We start from the raw sequence: 23,335 nt of genomic DNA on the forward strand, positions 1-23,335 counted from the left end.
AGATATTCCTGTTAAGCTTAAAAATAAGCAAACCCTTATGCCTGTTGATCATTAATCGAGATAAGGGTTTGCGGTAACGACATGATTACTTCGAGCCTTCAGACGCTAGAAAATCTTGGGCAAAGCGCTGTAATACACCGCCAGCTTCATAAATTGACAACTCTTCGGCAGTGTCAACACGACACTTAACAGGAATGGTCACTTGCTCAGCGTTTTTACGCGTCATGATCACCTTTAACATGGCACCCGGCTTGCGATCACCCAAAACATCATAGGTTTCAGTACCATCAATATGATAAGTATGACGATTATGACCTGCAGTGAACTCAAGCGGTAACACACCCATACCGACTAAGTTAGTGCGGTGAATACGCTCAAACCCTTCAGCAACAATCACTTCAACTCCAGCAAGACGCACACCTTTGGCCGCCCAGTCACGTGACGAACCCTGGCCATAATCAGCGCCAGCAATAATAATCAGTGGCTGCTTTCGCTCCATATAGGTTTCAATCGCTTCCCACATGCGTGTCACTTGGCCTTCTGGCTCAAGGCGCGCCAGGGAACCTTGTTTAACCTTGCCGTTTTCCTGCACCATCTCGTTAAACAATTTAGGATTAGCAAAGGTGGCTCGTTGGGCGGTTAAGTGATCGCCTCTGTGGGTAGCATAAGAGTTAAAATCAGCTTCTGGTAAGCCCATTTTGTGTAAGTAAGCCCCTGCAGCGCTGTCGAGCATAATCGCGTTTGATGGCGATAAATGATCGGTAGTGATGTTGTCGCCCAGAACGGCTAATGGACGCATACCTTTCATGGTACGCTCACCCGCCAATGCTCCATCCCAATAAGGTGGACGGCGAATATAGGTACTTTGTGGACGCCAATCATATTGCGGATTAATGTGACTGCCATATTCCACTTTAATGTCGAACATTGGCTCATACACTTTACGGAACTGTTCTGGCTTGACGCTGGCTTTGACAACCGAATCGATTTCTTCATCGGTTGGCCAAATATCTTTTAAGGTGACCGAGTGACCTTGGTTATCGATGCCTAAGATATCTTTTTCAATATCAAAGCGAATCGTACCAGCAATGGCATAGGCTATCACTAATGGCGGTGATGCCAAAAAGGCTTGCTTGGCATAGGGATGAATACGGCCGTCAAAATTACGGTTGCCCGACAATACTGCTGTGGCGTATAAGTCGCGATCAATCACTTCTTGTTGAATAACCGGATCAAGCGCGCCGCTCATGCCGTTACAGGTGGTACAAGCAAAGCCGACAATGCCGAAACCTAAGTGTTCAAGCTCAGGTAATAAACCGGCTTCTTCTAAATACAATTGCACCGCTTTTGAGCCAGGTGCCAGTGACGATTTCACCCAAGGTTTACGTAATAGGCCACGTGCATTGGCATTACGAGCCAATAAACCAGCTGCTATCATGTTGCGTGGGTTACTGGTGTTAGTACAACTGGTAATGGCGGCAATAATGACTGCACCGTCGGGCATTTTACCCGGTTCGTTTTCAACCACGCCACTAATGCCACGCGCCGCTAATTCTGAGGTTGGCACCCGAGAATGCGGATTTGATGGCCCAGCAATATTGCGACCGACTGACGATAGGTCAAAATGCAGTACCCGCTCATATTCAACACCCGTTAAGGTGTCTGCCCATAAACCCGCTTGTTTAGCATAGGTTTCGACTAATTTAACTTGGGCGTCGTCACGACCCGTTAGGGTTAAGTAATCGATGGTTTGTCTATCGATATAAAACATTGCCGCGGTGGCGCCGTATTCTGGGGTCATATTGGTAATGGTGGCACGATCGCCAAGGGTTAAATGGCTGGTACCTTCACCATAAAACTCAAGATACGATGACACTACTTTTTGCGCTCGTAAGTATTCAGTTAACGCAAGTACTATATCGGTGGCAGTAATGCCAGGTTGCGGCTTACCCGTAACCTCAACCCCAATAATATCAGGCAGACGCATGTAAGATGCACGTCCTAGCATGACGCTTTCAGCTTCTAAGCCACCTACGCCAATCGCAATAACGCCTAATGCATCCACGTGAGGCGTATGACTGTCGGTGCCCACTAAGGTGTCTGGAAACGCCACACCATCGAGTGCATGTACCACAGGCGACATACGCTCTAAATTAATTTGATGCATAATGCCGTTACCGGGTTGGATAACATCGACGTTTTTAAAGGCGGTTTTAGTCCAGTTGATAAAATGGAAGCGGTCTTCATTACGGCGATCTTCAATGGCACGGTTTTTCTCAAACGCGTCTTTTTCAAAACCGGCATGCTCTACCGCAAGTGAGTGATCGACAATTAATTGGGTCGGTACCACTGGGTTTACTTTTGAAGGGTCGCCACCTTTTTCAGCAATGGCATCACGCAGACCGGCTAAGTCAACCAATGCGGTTTGGCCTAAAATATCATGACACACCACACGGGCCGGGTACCACGGAAAGTCGAGGTCACTTTTGCGTTCAATAAGCTGCTTTAACGAATCAGTAAGCGTCTCAGGAGAACAACGACGGACTAAGTTTTCGGCAAACACCCGTGAACAATAAGGCAGTTTGGCATAAGCACCGGCCGCAATAGCATCAACGGCTTCTTCGGTATCAAAGTAGTCTAATTTTGTGCCAGGTAAAGGTTTACGATAATCAGTATTCATAACAACATCCACAGTAAATTCGGCGATCGGTGATCAATATGTGATAATTAATAGATGATCATCGAAAAAGTCGCGTCATCATGATGATGACGCGATCATCAAATTAGCGTTGGCTGATAGGAACCACTTTACGAGGTTCGCTACCAACATAATCAGCACTTGGACGAATAATGCGGTTGTTCGAGCGCTGCTCCATCACATGTGCCGCCCACCCCGTTAAACGTGAACAGACAAAAATGGGGGTAAATAACTTGGTTGGAATGCCCATAAAATAATAAGCCGAGGCATGGAAGAAATCCGCATTACAAAATAGCTTTTTGGTGTCCCACATAAACTCTTCACAGGCGACAGAAATGTCATATAGCGACGTATCACCCTGTTCATGAGCCAGTTTTTCTGACCACGTTTTAATGATCACATTACGAGGGTCCGACTCGCTATAAATGGCATGGCCAAAGCCCATGATTTTTTCTTTGCGGGCTAACATCAACGCCATTTGCACTTTAGCATCAGCTGGCGAACTGAATTTTTGGATCATGTCCATCGCCGCTTCGTTAGCACCACCGTGCAAAGGACCACGTAATGTACCAATCGCACCGGTAACACAAGAATACATATCAGATAGTGTCGAGGCACATACTCGTGCAGTAAAGGTTGAAGCGTTAAACTCATGCTCTGCATACAAAATAAGTGACACATCCATCACCTTACGGTGCATCTCTGACGGGGTTTTACCGTGCAGTAGTTTGAGGAAATGACCGCCTAATGAGTCTTCATCGGTGGTGCAATCAATGTCTACACCGTCATGGCTATAACGATACCAATAACACATGATCGCTGGGAATGCGGCTAACAAGCGATTGGCGGCTTTATTCTGCTGAGTAAAATCGACTTCTGGCTCAAGGTTACCTAAAAACGAGCAACCGGTGCGCATTACATCCATTGGGTGCGCATCAGCAGGAATGAGTTTTAATACCGCTTTAAGGGCATCGGGTAAATCACGCTGCGCTGTTAATTCGGTTTTATAAGCAGCTAATTGCGCTTGGCTAGGCAGTTCGCCGTTAAATAATAAATAAGCGACTTCTTCAAAGGTAGCGTTATCAGCCAAATCAGAAACATCGTAACCGCAATACGTCAGGCCTGAACCTGATTTACCTACAGTACATAATTTTGTTTCGCCAGCACTCTGACCGCGTAATCCTGCGCCTGATAATTTCTTGTCTACCATAATATCTTCCTTTCTATGCTGTTCGCGATTTAGCGCTGCTAAATCGCGATTGTAGGGTATTTTTTATTTTAGTCGTAAACCTGTCAATCTGTTGTGCTGGGTGGTTATTTGTTTTTACCTTCGGCAAATAGACTGTCTAATTTTTGCTCATAATCGTGGTAACCTAAATAGTCATACAAATCCATCCGCGTTTGCATAGTATCAACCACGGCTTTTTGGTCACCATCGATTAAAATTGCACTGTAAACATTTTCAGCTGCTTTGTTCATCGCACGGAACGCGCTTAATGGGTATAACACCATAGATGCACCCCACTCGCCTAATTGTTGCTTATTCCATAATTCGGTTTGGCCGAACTCTGTAATATTGGCCAAAATAGGCACATCAAGTGCTTCAGCAAACGCGCGATAATGTTGTTCGGTTTTAATGGCCTCAGCAAAAATACCGTCAGCACCAGCAGCAACATAAGCTTTTGCACGTTCTATGGCGGCTTCGAGACCTTCTTGAGCAAATGAGTCAGTACGCGCCATAATGAAAAAATCTGGATCAATGCGGGCATCGACTGCCGCTTTAATCCGATCAACCATTTCTTCTACTGGCACAATTTCTTTATTAGGACGATGGCCGCAGCGCTTTTGTGCCACTTGATCTTCCATGTGCACAGCTGCTGCGCCGGCTTTTTCCATATCACGAATGGTTTTAGCAATATTAAATGCCCCGCCCCAACCGGTATCAATGTCCACCAGCAAAGGTAAGTCACAGGCAGACGTAATCCGCTGTACATCAACCAGCACATCATTTAGCGATGTCATGCCCAAATCGGGTAAACCATAAGAGGCGTTAGCCACGCCACCACCAGACAAATATATCGCTTGATGACCAATTTTTTTTGCCATCATGGCGGTATAAGCATTAATGGCACCAACAATTTGCAGTGGATTATTGTTGGCTAAGGCTTGACGAAATTTTTTACCTGCACTCATGATATTTTCCTCTTTGTAATTATGGCTGTGGGCGTAAAACGCTACACGCAAATCGCTACGATAATTTATGTTCGATACTGTTTTTAGAATACATAATATGGCGGCGCATCAGCATTTCGGCTAATTCTGCGTCACGATTGAAAATGGCCTGAACAATGTGTTTGTGTTCATCATAGGCGGTGGTCACTCTCGGACCGGCCATACTAAGTTGCACCCGGTACATGCGCACTAAATGATAAATGCCATCAAACAGCATTGAAATTAGGTGTTTATTTTTACTGCCTAAAATAATTCGATAATGAAAATCAACATCACCGGCTTCTTGATAATAAGACTCGCCCCCTTTGACCTCGTCAAAGTGGGATTGTAATAAATGGTTTAAATCGGTAATTTCGACATCGGTCATGTTCTTTGCCGCTAAACGTGCAGCCATGCCTTCAAGTGATTCACGCACTTGATACAGCTCTATCAACCCTTGTGGAGATAACGCCACAACACGAGCGCCTACGTTGGCTTTACGCTCAACAATATGACACGACTCTAAGCGGTTAATGGCTTCACGGATCACGGCTCTACTCACGGCGTACTTTGTCGACAATTCAGTTTCGCTCAATTTAGAGCCAGCCTGAATACGACCTTCGACTATATCGTCTCTAAGGGCTACGAAGGTCTTATCTGCAGAAGTAATCGGCTGGATCATATTTATACCTTGGATAATAAAAACAGACATTAAAAACAGCTATACAAAACAAGTTGTCGACAATATAGCACCTTTGTAACGTATAACAACCCTAAATGGTACTTTTTGTCGACAATTAATCTAATTAACCCTAAAGCGTTAGCCATTCCTAATTTATGATGTCACTCAATACACCTTACCTCACCCCATGCTAATATTAGCCGCCGAGGTATGACTCATCACACCATTGTGGTTCGATGCTCACTCAGCTATCTGTTACACCCTATGTTGCGTTACACTCAATGATATAAAGAGATTGATGTATCGATTAATAGAACGATAAATACAATAAGGGTCTCTTGATGAGCCAACACTTAGCTTGCCAACTTGAATTGATCCATTTGTTTGTCCATGTGGTCAATGCAGGTGGTTTTTCATCTGCTGCACAAGAGTTACAGTTGCCCATTGCCACTGTCAGCCGCAAGATAAGTAAATTGGAACAAAGCCTTAATACTCAGTTGATTATGCGCAGCACGCGAAAGCTGCGATTAACTGAAGAAGGCGGCGCGTTATTTGATCGTTACCATAATGTAGTGGCACAATTTGATCGTATTTGTGGTCAAACCATAAACGAGCCGCAAAGCACCCTACGGATATCTACGCCCGTCTCGATAACCTCGATGATATTAATTGAGGCCATCAACGACTTTTCGAAACAACATCCGCACATTCAACTGCACATCACCCAAAATAACAGCACCATTGATTTAATTGACGAAGGAGTCGACGTTGCCATTGTCGGTGGCGCACAACCAGACTCATCTTGGGTATCTACATCATTGGGGGTATTAAACTACGGCCTATATGCATCACCTGAATATGCTAAGCAACTCATTGAGCTGCACCATCCGCAGCAGCTAGTTGATTATCAGTTAATTAAAGTGTGGCCGCTGTTTAACTGGACCTTAAAACATCACAATGGTGAGCAGTATTATTACGATGGTCCCGCTAAATTAACCCTAGGGGATTTACACGGCGCAATACGGGCAGCTGTCGGTGATGGCGGGATTTTATATGGCCCTGAATTATTTGCGAAACAGCAATTATTGAACGGTGAACTCGTGCATGTATTACCACAATGGGCTGGTGAGCATCGTCGCATCAGTATTTTGTATCATCAACGTCGCCAACAACCATTAAAAGTGAAGTTGTTTATTGAGTTTATGCAGCAACGTGCAGCCACTATCTTCGACTTGTTCTAACTCGATTCGATTTTTGATACTTTAAATTTGCATGCGAAGTTGAAGTTGAAGTTGAAGTTGAATATTTTGCTTCAATAGCGGGCGTTTTCCTAACCTAAGCGATTCGAATTATATTGCTATAGGTTAGCGTGATGCCATCGACTGACACACTCAGTCAATGGCATCACTGGCAACTAACAGCTGGCGACTAATGACTAGCAACTAATGACTAGCACCTAATAACTCGTAACTAGTCACTAGCTACTAGTTACTAGTTACTAATGCCTAGTATAAGTACACATTTAAACTACAGGCGCCATGGGCCCCCACCACTAATGCTTGTTCAATGTCAGCGGTTTTAGACGGACCAGATATAAATAATCCTAACTCACCTTGTTGCAGCGATACTTGTTTAACCGCTTGATGCATATTGGCGACAATATTATCTTTCGATATGGCAAGAATAAGGTTTTCACAAATAAACGGCGTCACTCGATGACTGGGTTGATTGACCCAAATAGCCCCATTTTCGGCCACACCAAGATCGCCTGGAATAACCGCATAATCAATATCCGCCAGATCATGAGCGGTTGCAGGCACCTGACGATTGCCTTTAATCCCCTCCATCAACGAGATCACCTGCATATTTTGTGTTATCAGATCATCGACGGCCTGTTGTAGCAATACTAAGCCGCCTTCGCTGTGAAGCGTCCCTGCGACTGTCTTTAAACTTGCGCTAAATTGGCCAACAAGATCATCATTATTAGCAACTACATCAATGTCTGGCATGGCATGATTATCCAATGCCGATTTCGATAGTTCAGATAAAATACTATTTTTATTAGACATATTAACGGCTCCGATTCTTGTTATACCAGGTGGCAAAGCTTGACTCTGGCGCGACAGGTAATTCGCGATATTTCCCCCATGCACCGCTAAATGGCTTGAGTAAACTTCCCGGTAATACCCGCAATGCTAATCTTGCTGCTGACATAGAGGTATTCATTAAGGTTTCATTGCCCATAAAACGGCCAACTAACGGCATATAGCTACCTTTGCCATAAGGCAAGGTCTTGGCCTCCGCTTTTAAACGACGATGATGAGCAATAATTTTATCCAAAGGCACCATCGTTGGGCACACGTAAGTGCAACTGCCACATAACGTACATGCCCAAGGGATAGAATTGGTATCATCATGCTTGGCACCTACGGCAATACCAATAGGGCCTGGAATGGTGTAGTTATAGCTATAACCACCTGAACGGCGATATACAGGACAAGTGTTTAAGCAGCCACCGCAACGAATACATTTTAGCGACTCGGCTAAAATTTTATCCTTCATCATATCGCTTCGGCCATTATCAACAATGATCACGTGCATCTCACCGCCATCTTGTGGACCACGGTAAAACGATGAATAGGTGGTAATGGGTTGCCCTGTGGCATTTCGGGCCAGTGTCCTCAACAACACCCCTACAGAATCCATATTAGGAACCACTTTATCGATGCCCATTGAGTGCAATTGCAACTTAGGTAAGTTAGCGCCCATATCAGCGTTACCTTCGTTGGTACACACAACGATAGCACCTTGATCGGCAATGGCCATATTGACACCGGTCATGGCGGCGTCGGCAGTGAGGAATTTCTCTCTCAAATGCGCTCGAGCAGCACGGGTTAAATACAAAGGATCTGATTCACCGGCTTTAGTGCCTAACTGTTGGTGAAATAACTCACCCACTTCTTCTTTTTTCATGTGAATGGCTGGCACCACAATGTGCGATGGTGGCATATTGGCTAACTGAATAATGCGTTCACCTAAATCGGTATCAACCACTTCAATGCCATGGCGTTCTAAATACGGATTCATATGGCATTCTTCAGTTAACATCGACTTTGATTTAACCAGTTTCTTAACTTTATGTTGAGCTAAAATACCTTGGACAATTTCATTATGTTGCTGAGCATCTTTAGCCCAATGCACCTTAATACCATTGCTAAGGCATTGTTGTTCAAATTGTTCAAGGTAATCCGCTAAGTGGCTCAAGGTATGAAGTTTAAGTTGTGAGCCTAGCAGCCTTAATTGTTCCCATTCGGGTATACTGCCCGCGGCGCGATCACGTTTTTCACGTAATGCCCAAAGGGCTTTAGAATGCCAATCGACACGGGTTTCATCGCGGCAAAAAATTTCAGCTTTATGGGCATGCACCTTTGAACCGGATGCAGAATATAATTCAGTCATGGTCGCTCCTACAGTGCATCATTAATGATTTGGGCAATGTGACGGGTTTCTATCGGTAATTTTTGGCGACGGATCATGCCATCTAAATGCAACAAGCATGAGGGATCAAACCCCACCACATATTTAGCTCCCGTTGCCGCATGGGCTTGAGCTTTATCTTTACCCATCTTAGCGGAGACCGCCCCTTCATCTACGGCAAACGTGCCACCAAAGCCACAACATTCATCGATACGCGCCGGATAGACAATCTCGAGCCCAGCAATGTTGGCCAACACAGCTTCCACTTTATTAAAGCGTTTTTTACCCATTTGTTCTGTGGGCGTCGCCAAATTAAGCATACGGATCCCATGGCAGCTCATTTGAATACTAATTTTAGCCGCCACTGAACGCTTGAAGGTTTTAATCGGCGCGATGTCATGTAAAAATTCGGTCAACTCATAAAGCTTACTGATGACAGCTTGTGCCTCTTGGCTACCATCAAATTCGTGAAAGTTTTCTTTGGCTGCCACAAGGCAACTGGCAGCAGGACATACAATGGCATCACACTCAACACCTTTAAATGCATTGAGTAATTTAAGCGTGGTATTTTTGGCTTCATCAAAACAGCCTGAGTTTGTCATCGGTTGGCCGCAACAGGTTTGCCCTGGCGGAAAAATCACTTCATGGCCTAACTTTTCCAATAATGTCAGGGTTGCGATGGCCACATCGGGCATCATTTGATTCACTAAACAAGGTATAAATAGTGCTATTTTCATAAGGCGGTGTTATCCCCAAAAGCGTCATTAAACATGAGTCAAATCACATTGAGCTATTCAACATCATGACCAACAACTCATAATCGTAGGTACAATGTATTCCGATACCCTTATAAAATGTAGTGCTAATTTAACAAATATCGCTACAGACTTTTCCATTTTTGTAATATTGAATATCGGCGTTAAAATTAAGCCTAGTTTACGCGACACTATGACGCACTTAAATTTAGGCTTTATTGTTGATATGAATGATGATGAATCGAGAAAAAGTCATTGGTTAATTCAACAAAAATTATTAATAACAATAACGTTAATCCCAGCAGTTCACTTAACAAAATATTGATAAATAGCTAGCACCTTAGTGAGTATTTTCTGGATGCACCGACCCATTAAATTGAGTTGCTTACAGATTTCAATATCGTTTTTATTTGACTAAACCATCGATAAATTTATGAATATTCATTCACAGCAGATACTTAATCAGAGCATTTTATTTAGTCAGTGCACACCGTTTAGGCGCTATCATAATGAGACGCCTACCATGGCATAACTGGTATTTTTGCCACACATGAGCGGAATCAATATCAAGGCCATTACAACATCAACAGATTAGGTAATGTGAAAGGTTCACCTAATGTAAAGGGCCTCTCATATTAACTGCGACATGGTGTCGCAGTTTGGCACTATTTGATTGCCCTGCTTGGGTAGATTCAGCAGACTCAGTTGATGGGTGACGTCAGTGACATCTCCCCCGATTTAAATAACATATTTAACACTGATGTTATAACCTGTTTGATACGACACTTTGGCGTTGTTTGGTTGATGACTTTGAGTCGCAATCAAATGTCTACACTATGCTTGGTGACTTTACTCTGTATTTATTTACTATGGGAATGGGGATGGATGCAAATTAAAGGTATCGTTTTTAATCTGAATAAGATTATTGGGCCTCTATTAATATAGAGGCCTTTTTTTTATGGCTAACTGTCTGCAGATAATGAAGTTTGTCACTTTTATGGGGCTAAACGCGCGCTGGCGGAACAGACTAACTCATTTGCGTTCCAAAGCTTGTTAGCCAGTTTGCTTTACCATCTTGAACGCTACTTGATTTGAGTGAGTTCTATCATGCTAAAGCCTATTTCTCAATATTATAGGCCGATGATTACGTCATGCAGCAAAGTGTTTATGAACAGTCAATGTCGAGGATAGCAAACTAAGTTGACCACACCCCATTTTAGCCTATGGTAGAAATTTGTTAACAAACTGTATTTTATAGCATTATCCAATATTTTATTTTTGATATTGCACAATAACTCATCCTCTGCGGACATAAAATGTACGACGATTGCGAGTCTACGAAAATTAGCGCTATTAAGATTGACGTCAATCAAAGTGATCTTAGCTTAAGTTATGATATTGTTAATAGATTTACTTGTATGAGTTTTTATGGCGAAGAAATATGACTTTAAAATTGAAATAAAAAAACATTTTTGCCTATAAAAAATTTAATTTATTGTGTTAAATATGGATGCATCATATGGAAGCTGGCTCTCGTAGAATACAGTTTATTTCTATACCGGTAACGTTGCTCATCATGGCGATTGTTTACTACTCATTCAACACCGGACGCGATATAGCAGTACGCTACTCACCATTAGTTGATGCGGCGATGGAGATCAAACTTGAAGCGACCACGGCTCATTTGTGGTTTGAAGAGGCGATTAGTGGTGACCCAACTATTGATATCGAGGCGATATGGACTCATCTTGATCAGTCAGCATGGTATGCACAAGCAATGCTTGATGGTGGCGTAAATAATGAAAACACTTTCCTCGCACTTAACGATCCTCATTTACGACTGCAAATAGAAGACACAATTGTCGATCTTCAGCATTTCCGTCAAATTGCTCAACTACGCTGGAATGCACAATCAACATCCGGTATTGGTTCTAATATTGATCAACAGTTTGATCAAGCCTTTTTAGAACTTAATCTTGCTGTTGATCATGTTCAAACCACCTTACAGAAAATCATCATTAACGATCTGCAAACATTTAAACTCATGCAACAGTTGTTGATGGCCCTGACCCTTATCGTAGGGTTGGTTATACTTGGCTTATTGCTGCGCTACAACACTAGGATAAACAACCATATACTGGCGTTACATAAGCAAGAAGAAAGCCTGCGGATTACGTTAAACTCTATCGGTGATGCTGTGATTGTGACCGATACCCATGGCACTGTAACCTACATAAACCCAGTGGCGATTAAACTCACTGGCTATACCGCTGCTCAAGCGATAGGACAACCGTTAACGGCGGTTTTCAATATTATTCATGCTCTCACATTCGAACCGGTTAATAACCCAGTAAAAAAGGTACTCGAAACCGGTTTAATCGTCGGGCTAGCTAATCACACTATGCTTATTGCCAAAGATGGATCTGAATACCAAATTGCAGACTCAGGCGCCCCTATACGCAACCCTGCTGGTGACATTAGTGGCGTGGTACTGGTGTTTAGAGATGTCACCGAAGAACACACATTATTTTCAGAGTTAGAGTCTAGTCAGGCACTGATAAAAACATTGTTAAATACCGTCCCCGATATGATTTGGTTAAAAGATGCAAAAGGGGTTTATTTAGCCTGCAATTCAAAATTTGAACGGATGGTTGGCGCTCGAGAACATGAGATTGTGGGTAAGACGGATTATGACTTTGTAGACCATGAGCTTGCCAATTTTTTCCGCAACAATGATGACAAAGCTTTAATTGCCGGAGAAGCTACTGTCAATGAAGAGTCACTTACGTTTGCCGATGACGGTCACATTGAGCTTGTCGAAACCATAAAAACCCCGATGAGAGATAATAATGGTCACTTAATCGGCATATTAGGTGTTGCCAGAGATGTCACTAACTATAAAAAATCGTTGGCACAACTTAAAGAAAGTGAGACGAGGCTAATTGAGGCTCAAGTTTATGCACAAATAGGCTATTGGGAGTTGCTGGCAGATCAGCAAACAGCCATTTGGTCTGATCAAATGTACGCTTTATTTGGACTCGTCAAAACATCTAAAGCTGGGCCAGACACCATATGTGAAGTCATGAATAAAAGCGACTTTCCAACCTTTATTGCATCCGTTAAAGAATGCTTCTTTAGTGGCAAAGAACACCATGTCGAGTATCGGATCATAAGACCCAGTGATGGTGAGGAACGCTGGATAGAGTGTCGAGGTAAAGTGGTCACGGATAGTGATGGAAAACCGCAAAAAATATCAGGTTTTATCCAAGATATTACTGAGAGTAAAAAAGCCGAAGAGACTTTACGCCAAAGTGAAGCGACTATCCGAAACAAGCTAAAAGCGATATTAGAACCCGATGCTGATATTGATTCATTAGCACTATCCGATATCATTGATGCCGAGGCGCTGCAATCCCTGATGGATGATTTTTATGATCTTACCGGTATGTTAGGTGCGGTACTTGATATCAAAGGCAATATTTTAGTCGCCGTGGGCTGGCAAGATATCTGCACTCAATTTCACCGTTGTCATCCTGATACGCGAAAAAATTGTCTTGAGAGCGATTTGTTCCTCACACACGGTGTAGAGCATGGAACATTTAAGGAATACAACTGCAAGAACAATATGTTCGAAATGGTCACTCCTATCGTTATCGGAGGCAAGCATCTCGGCAATGTTTTCATTGGCCAGTTCTTTTATCAGGATGAGGTCCCTGATGTTGAGTTATTCCGAAAGCAAGCAAACAATTATGGCTTTGATGAACAAGAATACCTTGCTGCACTTGACAGAGTCCCCCGCTTCACCCGCAATGAGGTCACTCGAGGAATGCATTTCTATGCCAAACTTGCCGATATTATTTCAACATCAAGTTTCAGTGCGATTAAACAATCAAGGTTGCTTGCTGAGCAAAAAAAAGCCGAAGAAAAACTTCAATTATCCTCTAGGGTCTTTAGTGATACCCACGAAGGCATCATTATCACCGATGCCCAACAGCACATCGTTGATGTTAATCCTGCATTTAGTCAAATCACTGGTTATAGCCGTGAGGACATTATTGGCAAAACGCCAGAAATCTTGAGATCGGGTAAGCATAGTCCGCAATTTTATTCCGCGATGTGGCAAACCGTCTCGGAACATGGATACTGGCTAGGCGAAGTATGGAACAGGACAAAGCAGGGACAACTCTATGCTGAATTACTCACCATTTCATCATTAACAAATGACCACGATGAAGTGACTCACTATGTCGGGATGTTTTCTGATATTACCAGTAGCAAACGACAACAAGATCAACTCAATATGATGGCGCACTATGATGTACTCACTAAACTGCCTAATCGCGCTTTATTTGTAGATCGTTTTCAGCAATCCATTGCCCATAGTCTGCGAACAGGACACCAACTTGCGGTATGCTTCTTTGATTTAGATGATTTCAAACCGGTAAATGATAACTATGGTCATGAAGCGGGAGATCGTTTATTAATTGAAGTAGCAAACCGCATCACAGTTTGTATTAGAGAAGAAGATACAGTATCACGTCAAGGTGGCGATGAATTTGCAATATTACTTAATGATATTGAATTGGCATCACAATATGAAGCAACCATAAAGCGTATTCATCAAGCACTGGCGCAACCTTATTTTATTGATGATGTTCAACATCATATTACCGTCTCTAGTGGTGTAACCTTATACCCGTCAGATAATGCTGATATAGATACCTTACTACGCCACGCTGATCACGCGATGTATCAATCTAAATTGGCAGGTAAGGATCGTTCCCGATTATACAGTCCAGATTCAGACCAACGTATTATCCAAAAGAACCATCTCCTAGAAGAAATTGAACAAGCTTTAGGTAATCATGAATTTCAATTGTACTATCAGCCAAAAGTTAACATGGTTAGTGGCCATGTTTTTGGGGTTGAAGCCTTAATACGTTGGATCCATCCAGGAAAAGGACTCATTCCCCCATTAGACTTCTTACCCTTTATCGATGGTACGCCATTAGAGGTTAGGATTGGCGAATGGGTTATCAATGAGGCGCTACAGCAACTTGATGATTGGAAACTGCAAGTTATTAACCTTGAAGTCAGTGTCAATATCTCATCAAACCATCTACTCTCGCCCTCTTTTGTCGTCAATCTAGAAAAGAGTTTAGCTAAGTACCCCAGTAACAATTCTCAATATTTACAATTAGAGATATTGGAAAGTTCTGCTTTTGGCGATATCAATACCATTAATCATATTATCGAGACATGCCAAAACAGGCTAGGCGTCAGTTTTGCTTTGGATGATTTTGGTACCGGTTATTCATCGTTAACCCATTTAAGAAGTTTACCGGTGAATACAATTAAGATCGATCAACGTTTCGTTTTTGACATGTTGGATAATCCAAGTGACTACTCCATCATTGAGGGCGTCATTGCGTTAACGAAATCATTTAACCGCAATGTTATTGCTGAAGGTGTTGAAAGCACAGAACACGGTCTCATGCTACTACTAATGGGCTGTGAGCAAGCTCAAGGTTATGGGATAGCGAAACCAATGCCAGCTAAAGCTTTTTTACCATGGCTTAGCAACTATACTCCGAATAAAAACTGGCGTGTTAGTGGCAATAAGCATCGTAATAATACCGAAAACAGTTTGGCGATATTCACTATGCTTAATGCTCAGTGGAGAGAGACATTTAGACAAAAGATAGTATCGTCTCCAGATGACCATGCACTCTGGCCTATTCTTGATGTGCAGTCTTGTCAATGTGGCAACTGGATCCGTCGAGAAAAGCACAGGACATTATTTGAAACACAATACATACAGCGACTTGAACAAGCTCATAATAATATTCATTTTATTGCTCATGCAATACAGCATCAATATCAACAGGGCAATATTGACACTGCACGTAATAGCTTAGTCAATCTCGAATTAGCTTTTGATGATATAATTAGCGTACTAAGTTTGAGCTAATCAAAATTATGATTAAAATGATTCTATAACATAAAAAAGCGAACATTATGGTTCGATCTAGGCGTTACGCTATATAATGAGGGTCACAAATATTGTGGTACTCTCTTCATAAGGTTAAATGACCAAATGTATGCTTTGGATCGATAAAATCCATTATTGAGATCATTGCTATGACGACTACAGAAGTAGTTTAACGTGTCGATCTGCTCTGATATTTAACCACTAGTTCCGCTGTTAAAATCCCGATGTAGTAAATTTGTCGCAAAAACGGGAAGAAAACCATACATTCCCCTAATAGCAAGAGTCATTTTAAGATCTAAAGCACTAACCCACGTTTGTCCGTGCGAGTTAAAAACAATCAAAATTTATTGTCCGCAATACTAACGATTATCTGCCGTCGGCTTTTTCAGCAATTTGCGTTGCAAGGTTCTGCGGTGCATGCCGAGTTGGCGGGCGGTTTCTGATACGTTGCCGTTGTTGTTGGCGAGAACTTGTTGAATGTGTTCCCATTCGACACGTTTGGGGGTTAAAGGCTGTTCCCCAATGGCATCATAAGTTGTTGTTTCTGCCGTGACTGATAATGCATTTAATAAGGTTTGGGTGTCGACGGGTTTGGCGAGGTAATTGTCTGCGCCAAGGCGGATGGCTTCTACGGCGGTGGCGATACTGGCAAAGCCGGTGAGCAATACCATGTGTACATGGGGTAAAAGTTGTCTTAACGGTTTAATCAACGATAAACCATTATGGTCGGCCAATTTCATGTCTAGCACGATATGGGTGGGGAAAAATTGCCTTGCCATTAATAAGCTGTCGCTGGCGTGATGGCAGGTTTTACACTCAAAACCCTGCTTGCCGAGGCGGCGGGCTAAAATGGCGGCTAGGGCTAAATCGTCTTCAATAATCAATAGCTTGTTCATGGTGTTCTCAATTCAACTTCTATTTACTTCTATTCGCTTCTATTCGTTTAAAATAGCGTCAACTCGCTTTTTGTTCGTTCAGCGGCAAGGTCACAATGGCTTCGGTGCCGCATTCGGGATGAGGTTTAAGGTATAATTTACCGCCTAAACGCTCAAAGCTGGTGTGACTTAATAATACCGCGATGCCCATCCCTTTAGGACTTTTTACCATGTTACTGCCTAATGTTTGTAATAAATGAGTCGCAATCCCCACACCGTAATCACGAATAGTAATACTCAGTTGCTTGGGTTGTGACAAGCCAATATTTACATCTACGCGGGTCTGATGCTGATTATCTTCACTGGCCTGAATGCCATTTTGAATTAACGCCATTAATGCTGGTAACAAGCTCATGTCGGTCATCACTATACGTGACTCAACTTGTGGTGCTATGGATATATTCAGTTGCGCTTCTGGCATCAATAAACTTATCTGCTCGGTTAAGGTTGCCACTAACTCATCGACTCGCTGTTCTGCTAGTTTTTGCTCCCGTATCGATTCGGTCGCTAAACGTAAGTCAGCTAAGGTGACTTCGCAGCGATTCAGTGCGTGCTGCATTTCGGTGATCAATTCCAGTTGTTCAGCATCGTGCTGAGTATCAACTAACTCATCGGTGAGTAAACGTAATGTGGCTAACGGCGTCGCTAGTTGGTGAGCCATTTGCGCTGATGCGGTGCCTATGGCCAATATCTTTTCTTGGCGTAACTGGCCTTCTCGTAAATAGCGCAGCTCGGCATTTTTCTGTCTGATCCGTTTGGCAATAAAGCCGACGGTGACGGTTAACACTAATGCCGAAATCACAAAATTAAACCACATGCCTAAATAGTGCGATCCCATGTCCATACTTTGACTTGCGGGCATCGCCTGATTTGCTGGCATAACGTGGTCCATTGGTATTTGGCTTATGTCGTGTTCCATTACCGAGCCACTATTTTGTTCGGTGATATCAACAATCATCAAGCTATAAAATATCGTCGACACTATGGTTAAGCACCAAGGAGCCCATCGGGGTAAGGTAATGGCTGAAATCGCAATCGGTAATAGCAGTAATGAGACAAAGGCATTGGTTGCTCCGCCGGTGAAATATAACCACGTAGTCCAAAACAAGGTGTCTAATAATAAGGTTAAGAACAACAAACCATTGTTGTTCATGCTGAGTCGATGAAAGCGATAGCTAAAACCCACATAACAGGCTTCAAAAATTAACACGTAAGACAAGGTTACTGGAGGAGTTGTTAAAGCAAATAAGTCGGTGGCAAACAAAATAAGACCAATTTTAAGCCCCCAATTAACCAATCGCAGTAAGGCTAATTGTTGCTGGCTGGCATTAAAAGGCAGATTCGCATTTGTCATACTATTATTTATCCTAATTTTTATGATGTATTAAGCTAAAGAACCCGCTTTCAAATATGAGTGCCTTACAACACGGCAATTATGGGGGTATTTTATCAAATATTTACCCTTGCAGTGCCAATATTAACGATATTAATTCAGCGAAACAGACTCACTTTTTAGTCAAAAATAAAGTTAACAAGTAACAAAAACGCCTCGCCTAGCATTAAATATGTAGCTACAATGCATATAAATTCACGCCATAAAATCAACCAACCGCATTATAACCCCTCTTTCACGGTTATTAACGCATTTGGACTTTGGCTGTGTTTGCATTTATAGGCCATTTTTTCTAAATGTAACCTTTTTAAATATCTAATAATAAAACGATAAAACCAAGGAAGTTGTTCAATGATTAACGACATTATATCGCTCGCCAACAATGTGCTGTGGGGCGAATACCAAGTACTCATTTATATCTTGGTATTCGCCGGAGTGTGGTTTTCATTGAAGTTAAGGTTTATTCAATTTCGCCATTTTGGCTATATGTTTAAGGTAATGAAAGGCAGTACCCAAAGTGACAGATCAGGCATTAGTTCTTATCAAGCCTTGTGTACAGGTTTGTCAGCCCGTGTCGGTACCGGTAATTTGGCCGGTGTCGCCATGGCCATATCATTAGGCGGCAGTGGCGCGGTCTTTTGGATGTGGGTTATCGCACTGCTGGGTATGGCGACCGGCTTTGCGGAAAGCATTTTAGGCCAGCTGTATAAAGTACGAGACGATCATAAAGAATACCGCGGAGGACCCGCCTATTATATCCGCGCAGGACTCAACAAACCTTGGTTAGCAGTATTATTCGCCCTGTGTTTGTTCCTCGGTTACGGCATTAGTTTTAGTGCCATGCAAGCCAACACCATTACCGACGCACTCAACCACACTTTCGAAATTTCGCCAGTATATTCTGGGGCAGTCATTACCTTCATTGCTGGCATCATTGTTATGGGAGGCCTTCGCAGCATTGCTCGGTTTGCAGAGTTCGTGGTGCCTTTTATGGGCCTGGCATTTATTTTGGCAGCGGTAACCGTCACCATCATTAATATCCAACAAGTTCCCGGAGTATTGATGGATATTATTAACTCTGCTTTTGGATTAAATGAAGCGGCGGCCGGCGCACTTGGTGCAGCCATTAAAAATGGTATCCAACGCGGTTTGTATTCTAACGAAGCCGGTGCGGGCAGTGTGCCACATGCCGCCGCAGGCGCGACGCCGGTGCCAAATCACCCGGTTGCGCAAGGTTACGTACAAATGCTGGGGGTGTTTATTGACACTATGGTGTTGTGTAGCTGTACCGCCATTGTAATTCTACTGGCTCAAGGCAGTATTGGCAGTGAAATGGAAGGTATTCGTATCACTCAAAACGCCATGACTTATCATATGGGCATTAGCGGCGATATGTTTGTTGCCATCATTATTACTCTATTCTCTTTTACTTCTGTAGTGGCTAACTACGCCTACGCCGAAAGTAATTTACATTTATTTAAACTCGACAACATCTATGGTCGCACCGGGTACACACTATTGTATTTAAGCATGGTTTATTGGGGAGCCAATGCCTCATTAAAAGAAGTGTGGAACATGGCCGACATGGCGCTGGGATTAATGACAGTAGTTAACATCAGTGCCATTATGCTGCTCACCCCGACCATCGTAAACTTAACCCGCGACTACCAAGTTAAGCTTAAAACCACTAATAAGCCTGAATTCAAGCTGGCCGATGTAGAGATTCAAGGTAAAACCGAAAAAGGGGTTTGGTCTTAGCCGTTCATTAAGGCAGTTTTTTACGATAGATTTCACTTTAGCGTCAATGTAGCGGTTAGTTTTCAAAGCGGAATTGAATAAATGAGTTCAATTCCGCTTTATCGTTTATAACAACTCATTACAGCCGTACTAACTATAACGCCACTATCAAAATGCCACCATTACATCACTACTAGTACAACGCCACCATTACATCACTACTAGTACAACGCCAATATCACAGCACCACTTATGCTTGCAGCTGTCTTTTTCCCTCAATTTTGAATTCAAATAATCTCACACAAATGCTGCATTGTTGTTTAATCGGCTTTATTGGTTTAAATATCAATAGTTCATATCACATCCATAATTAAGCATAATCAGCAACAATGGCCGTTATGGTTAAAAATAACCAAAAGATACTGGCCTTACCTCATCGAGTTAACGTAAAATAATAATCTAACTAAAGAGGGGCTAATGGCTAATATATCTAAATTTGATCGCGAAGACGTACTCAAAAAAGCAAAAAACCTGTTTTGGCAAAAGGGGTTTCTAGCCACTTCTACGCGAGAAATTCAAACTATCATGGACATGCGGCCGGGCAGCATTTATGCCGCATTCGGTAGTAAGGCTGATTTATATAATCAGACATTAATTCATTATGCACAAACGTCCGCTAGCAATTTAAATGATAAAATCGAGCAGAATGACCACGTATGGGACGGGTTGAAGCAGTATCTGCGCAGCTTAATGGCTCCTTGCAGTGAAACCGTACCCAGTGAATTATGTATGTTGATGCGCACGCTTTCAGAACTTGATGAGTCACATCAAGAAACCCTTAGCATCGCTCGTGATTTATTGACTCAAGTTGAGCATCGCTTTGTCAATATCATTGAGCAAGCTCAAAACGAAGGTGATTTGCCTGCTCAATTGGATAAACATAAGCTCGCGAAAAAGCTACAAGTGCATATTATCGGTTTACGCTCTTACCTAAAAGCCACCGGCGATACTGAAACAGTAAGCCAGCAACTCGAAGAGTTTTTTATTCAGATACAAAGTTAACAAAGCGCCTAAGGCGCTTTTTAAATAACGCAACGACAAAGTTTTGCACCTATTTTACTGCCAAGATTTATTTAGCGGTAAAATTAGGCCAGCGCATCGTAAAACCTCACATCAAATTGACCAATGCCATGATAGCCAATATTGATTTTTGTCGCTAATGGCACTTTTACCACACCGCAGTATGATCCGGTAATGATCGCTTGCCCTGCACTGAGATTAATGCCTAATTTTGCTAAGTAATTAATCAGCCAATACACAGGCATTTGTGGTAATTCACACGGATGGAACCCAGAAAACTGCTGCACCATTTGGGTCTTAAACTCGCTCACCACCACATCGATATGACTGGCTTTATACGCGACAGACTTATCTATTTTAGGGCCAATATACAGGCCTTGATTACTTAGTCCATCGGCAAGTTTTTGATAAAAACTCGGTTGACTCTCACGGCTAAATCGATTCTGGATCAGCTCTAATGCCATATGCGTAGCTGAAATCATTTGGTCAATTTCACTATGGCTGTATTGACGATAAGCTTCAATGTCTTGCCCTAGTATAAACGCTATTTCTGGCTCTATCAGCGCTGTCGCCTGCCCGTCTGTCACTCTGGGTATAATCGCGCAATCAATACTATGACTCACCGGACCTTGCAAAATGGGCGCTACAATTAATTGACCATTGGCTTGTGGAACTAAGCATTTCCACCCCGCAATGGTGCCATTAAGATTAATCATCAATTGTTGTACAGCAATTGATTCTTCAATACTTTGAGGAAGTACCGCTAGGTAGTTAGAGTCGGGATGAAGAGTATTTCGCTGAGCAAATAAATGCATAGCAAGTTTAATAAGAGCGGGGTTATCAGTCAAAATAGCATCATCAAAACAATCAAAATGCTACATTATCGTTTTTAGCGACTTGGATCGATAGATTTCGTCACCGTATAATAAAAAAAAACCGCTGCAACATAGTCAGCGGTTTAGTTTTACATCCAATGATTTGGCTACGTTAGCCTAAATATGATGCTTAAAGTAGATTACTTGCTCATCGCTCTTAACATCCATGCGGTTTTTTCATGTATCCGCATTCGATCGGACACTAATGCTGCCGTAGACTCATCCTCAGCGGCTTGGGCTAATTTGAGCACTTGTCGCGCGGTTTTGATCACTTGCTCGTGACCTTTGGTCAGTAAATCGACCATGTCAGCTGAACTCGGTACGCCTTCAATTTCTTTAATGGAGCTTAAACGGGCAAACTCTTTATAAGTTCCTGGTGCGGCCACGTCCAAGGTGCGAATACGTTCGGCAATATCATCAACCGCTAGCGCAAGTTCAGTGTAATGCTCTTCAAACATTAAGTGCAGTTCGCGAAAGTGGATCCCGGTGACATTCCAATGGAAATTATGGGTTTGCAAATATAGTGTATAGGAATCGGCTAATAAACTTTTTAAGCCATCAGCAATTTTTAGTCGATCTTCTTTTTTTATACCAATATCGATGTCAGTCATTTTATTCCTCGTAAAGTAGAATTAATTAGTCATAACATTACAGCATTTGTATAAATGGTGATGACAAGCTAGCAAGATTAACAATAAATATGGTTTATTCTTAACATGTTGCTTACATTGTATCTCAGCGAGTCTTTATCGTCGTATTATGACACCAACGAAAACAGCACACGCTGTTAAAACAAATATTACACCACTAATAAAACGGGTCTCAATTCAAATAACATTTATTTAATAAATAAGTTTATTGAATGTCTACATAAATTAACGTAATAAACTCGGGTAAATTAATTGCGATTACGCTAACTCATCGTTAATGTTAGTGAGTATTCATACTAACATTACCACTTAATGGATCAACCGCTGGCCATTAAACTCTGTTAATACTTTTATATTAATAACTGTAACCAAACATTGAAGCGGATCTCATATTGATGCTCGAAGAGGAAACAACACAAAATACATATACATGACCACCACAAGATTAATCAGCAGTACAATCACACTGAGCAAGCTAAAGTGGCTCATCATTTCATAAAACTCAAAAGGTAAATATATTGCGCCGCTAAGCAGTGCAAACCATTGGGTCCAGCGCATGTTATGCCATAAACCATAGGCTTCAATAAAGCGCACCAAAGTATATGCCGCAGCGCCTAGTGCCAGTATCGTCAGGCTTGATTGCGACACTGAACCCACTGCTGAAATAAAAATACTAGGGTAATGACTAGCAGGGTTTAGGTGTAAATGAGTAACTAGCTCAATTGCCAGCGTTGACAAGTTTTGACCGGCATAGATATGTAGACCAATCGCGACCAGTAACGACAATAGACCTTTAGATGCTTCAAGTACCGCAACGGCACGTACACCTTTATTCGAGTGCTTCATTGTG

16 protein-coding genes are annotated in these 23,335 nt (G+C 42.4%); 4 read left to right on the plus strand and 12 right to left on the minus strand.

The features are described from left to right. Positions 1-85: 85 nt before the first annotated feature. From acnD to AAEY93_RS08700, 4 genes are all read right to left on the minus strand, one after another. On the minus strand, positions 86-2,680 hold the full coding sequence (acnD, locus tag AAEY93_RS08685) for a Fe/S-dependent 2-methylisocitrate dehydratase AcnD (RefSeq protein WP_124011570.1): 2,595 nt from the start codon (positions 2,678-2,680) through the stop codon (positions 86-88). 103 nt (positions 2,681-2,783) lie between these two features. Continuing rightward, entirely contained in the window at positions 2,784-3,908 is a 1,125-nt protein-coding gene (prpC, locus tag AAEY93_RS08690; protein ID WP_101031790.1) for a bifunctional 2-methylcitrate synthase/citrate synthase, read from the minus strand. Positions 3,909-4,012: 104 nt separating this feature from the next. Further along, positions 4,013-4,891 (minus strand): methylisocitrate lyase, encoded by an 879-nt coding sequence (gene prpB, locus AAEY93_RS08695; RefSeq protein WP_101031792.1) that lies wholly within the window; start codon positions 4,889-4,891, stop codon positions 4,013-4,015. A gap of 55 nt (positions 4,892-4,946) precedes the next feature. Then, a complete protein-coding gene (locus AAEY93_RS08700) occupies positions 4,947-5,591 on the minus strand; it encodes a GntR family transcriptional regulator (RefSeq protein ID WP_101031794.1) in 645 nt (214 codons plus the stop codon). 341 nt (positions 5,592-5,932) lie between these two features. Here AAEY93_RS08700 and AAEY93_RS08705 point away from each other — a divergent pair, with 341 nt between their 5' ends. Continuing rightward, positions 5,933-6,832 (plus strand): LysR family transcriptional regulator, encoded by a 900-nt coding sequence (locus tag AAEY93_RS08705; RefSeq protein WP_124011571.1) that lies wholly within the window; start codon positions 5,933-5,935, stop codon positions 6,830-6,832. 264 nt (positions 6,833-7,096) lie between these two features. Here the strand turns inward: AAEY93_RS08705 and AAEY93_RS08710 are convergent, their stop codons facing one another. Genes AAEY93_RS08710 through AAEY93_RS08720 form a run of 3 tightly spaced genes read right to left on the minus strand, consistent with a single transcriptional unit; the run spans position 7,097 to position 9,805 of the window. Next, on the minus strand, positions 7,097-7,660 hold the full coding sequence (locus AAEY93_RS08710) for a LutC/YkgG family protein (protein ID WP_101031800.1): 564 nt from the start codon (positions 7,658-7,660) through the stop codon (positions 7,097-7,099). 1 nt (position 7,661) lies between these two features. Continuing rightward, positions 7,662-9,050 (minus strand): lactate utilization protein B, encoded by a 1,389-nt coding sequence (locus tag AAEY93_RS08715; protein WP_101031803.1) that lies wholly within the window; start codon positions 9,048-9,050, stop codon positions 7,662-7,664. A gap of 8 nt (positions 9,051-9,058) precedes the next feature. Next, positions 9,059-9,805, minus strand: coding sequence for a (Fe-S)-binding protein (locus AAEY93_RS08720; RefSeq protein WP_101031805.1), 747 nt, complete (start codon positions 9,803-9,805; stop codon positions 9,059-9,061). 1,537 nt (positions 9,806-11,342) lie between these two features. On the opposite strand from AAEY93_RS08720, the gene AAEY93_RS08725 reads away from it, so the two are divergent. Then, positions 11,343-15,794 carry a PAS domain S-box protein gene (locus AAEY93_RS08725; RefSeq protein ID WP_164839489.1) on the plus strand — a complete coding sequence of 1,484 codons (4,452 nt, stop codon included), beginning with the start codon at positions 11,343-11,345 and terminating at the stop codon, positions 15,792-15,794. Between the two features lie 380 nt (positions 15,795-16,174). Here AAEY93_RS08725 and AAEY93_RS08730 read toward each other — a convergent pair whose 3' ends face one another. Both AAEY93_RS08730 and AAEY93_RS08735 read right to left on the minus strand, forming a co-directional pair. Further along, on the minus strand, positions 16,175-16,711 hold the full coding sequence (locus AAEY93_RS08730) for a response regulator transcription factor (RefSeq protein WP_124011574.1): 537 nt from the start codon (positions 16,709-16,711) through the stop codon (positions 16,175-16,177). Between the two features lie 58 nt (positions 16,712-16,769). Then, a complete protein-coding gene (locus AAEY93_RS08735) occupies positions 16,770-18,104 on the minus strand; it encodes a sensor histidine kinase (RefSeq protein WP_351076191.1) in 1,335 nt (444 codons plus the stop codon). A gap of 390 nt (positions 18,105-18,494) precedes the next feature. Between AAEY93_RS08735 and AAEY93_RS08740 the strand changes: the two genes are divergently transcribed. After that, the gene (locus AAEY93_RS08740) at positions 18,495-19,901 is read left to right on the plus strand and encodes an alanine/glycine:cation symporter family protein (protein ID WP_124011576.1); all 1,407 of its coding nucleotides are present in this window, start codon (positions 18,495-18,497) and stop codon (positions 19,899-19,901) included. Positions 19,902-20,357: 456 nt separating this feature from the next. After that, positions 20,358-20,942 (plus strand): TetR/AcrR family transcriptional regulator, encoded by a 585-nt coding sequence (locus AAEY93_RS08745; RefSeq protein WP_124011577.1) that lies wholly within the window; start codon positions 20,358-20,360, stop codon positions 20,940-20,942. Positions 20,943-21,025: 83 nt separating this feature from the next. Here the strand turns inward: AAEY93_RS08745 and AAEY93_RS08750 are convergent, their stop codons facing one another. From AAEY93_RS08750 to AAEY93_RS08760, 3 genes are all read right to left on the minus strand, one after another. Then, positions 21,026-21,808, minus strand: coding sequence for a hypothetical protein (locus tag AAEY93_RS08750; RefSeq protein WP_124011578.1), 783 nt, complete (start codon positions 21,806-21,808; stop codon positions 21,026-21,028). 167 nt (positions 21,809-21,975) lie between these two features. Continuing rightward, on the minus strand, positions 21,976-22,446 hold the full coding sequence (locus AAEY93_RS08755) for a Dps family protein (RefSeq protein ID WP_124011579.1): 471 nt from the start codon (positions 22,444-22,446) through the stop codon (positions 21,976-21,978). A 426-nt stretch (positions 22,447-22,872) separates the two neighbouring features. Then, positions 22,873-23,331: a DUF2127 domain-containing protein gene (locus tag AAEY93_RS08760; protein WP_124011580.1), complete on the minus strand. Its 459-nt coding sequence runs from the start codon at positions 23,329-23,331 to the stop codon at positions 22,873-22,875. Positions 23,332-23,335 lie beyond the last annotated feature (4 nt).

It is taken from the genome of Shewanella sp. CAL98-MNA-CIBAN-0140 (genome assembly GCF_040309905.1).
Lineage (GTDB): Bacteria > Pseudomonadota > Gammaproteobacteria > Enterobacterales > Shewanellaceae > Shewanella > Shewanella psychromarinicola.

Excerpts from the sequence above, each read along its gene's own strand:
- AAEY93_RS08715 (WP_101031803.1), bottom strand. The coding sequence starts at position 9,050 with ATGACTGAATTATATTCTGCATCCGGTTCAAAGGTGCATGCCCATAAA.
- AAEY93_RS08700 (WP_101031794.1), bottom strand. The coding sequence starts at position 5,591 with ATGATCCAGCCGATTACTTCTGCAGATAAGACCTTCGTAGCCCTTAGA.
- acnD (WP_124011570.1), bottom strand. The coding sequence starts at position 2,680 with ATGAATACTGATTATCGTAAACCTTTACCTGGCACAAAATTAGACTAC.
- AAEY93_RS08710 (WP_101031800.1), bottom strand. The coding sequence starts at position 7,660 with ATGTCTAATAAAAATAGTATTTTATCTGAACTATCGAAATCGGCATTG.
- AAEY93_RS08755 (WP_124011579.1), bottom strand. The coding sequence starts at position 22,446 with ATGACTGACATCGATATTGGTATAAAAAAAGAAGATCGACTAAAAATT.
- AAEY93_RS08760 (WP_124011580.1), bottom strand. The coding sequence starts at position 23,331 with ATGAAGCACTCGAATAAAGGTGTACGTGCCGTTGCGGTACTTGAAGCA.
- AAEY93_RS08745 (WP_124011577.1), top strand. The coding sequence starts at position 20,358 with ATGGCTAATATATCTAAATTTGATCGCGAAGACGTACTCAAAAAAGCA.
- AAEY93_RS08720 (WP_101031805.1), bottom strand. The coding sequence starts at position 9,805 with ATGAAAATAGCACTATTTATACCTTGTTTAGTGAATCAAATGATGCCC.
- prpC (WP_101031790.1), bottom strand. The coding sequence starts at position 3,908 with ATGGTAGACAAGAAATTATCAGGCGCAGGATTACGCGGTCAGAGTGCT.
- AAEY93_RS08735 (WP_351076191.1), bottom strand. The coding sequence starts at position 18,104 with ATGACAAATGCGAATCTGCCTTTTAATGCCAGCCAGCAACAATTAGCC.
- prpB (WP_101031792.1), bottom strand. The coding sequence starts at position 4,891 with ATGAGTGCAGGTAAAAAATTTCGTCAAGCCTTAGCCAACAATAATCCA.
- AAEY93_RS08730 (WP_124011574.1), bottom strand. The coding sequence starts at position 16,711 with ATGAACAAGCTATTGATTATTGAAGACGATTTAGCCCTAGCCGCCATT.
- AAEY93_RS08740 (WP_124011576.1), top strand. The coding sequence starts at position 18,495 with ATGATTAACGACATTATATCGCTCGCCAACAATGTGCTGTGGGGCGAA.
- AAEY93_RS08705 (WP_124011571.1), top strand. The coding sequence starts at position 5,933 with ATGAGCCAACACTTAGCTTGCCAACTTGAATTGATCCATTTGTTTGTC.
- AAEY93_RS08725 (WP_164839489.1), top strand. The coding sequence starts at position 11,343 with ATGGAAGCTGGCTCTCGTAGAATACAGTTTATTTCTATACCGGTAACG.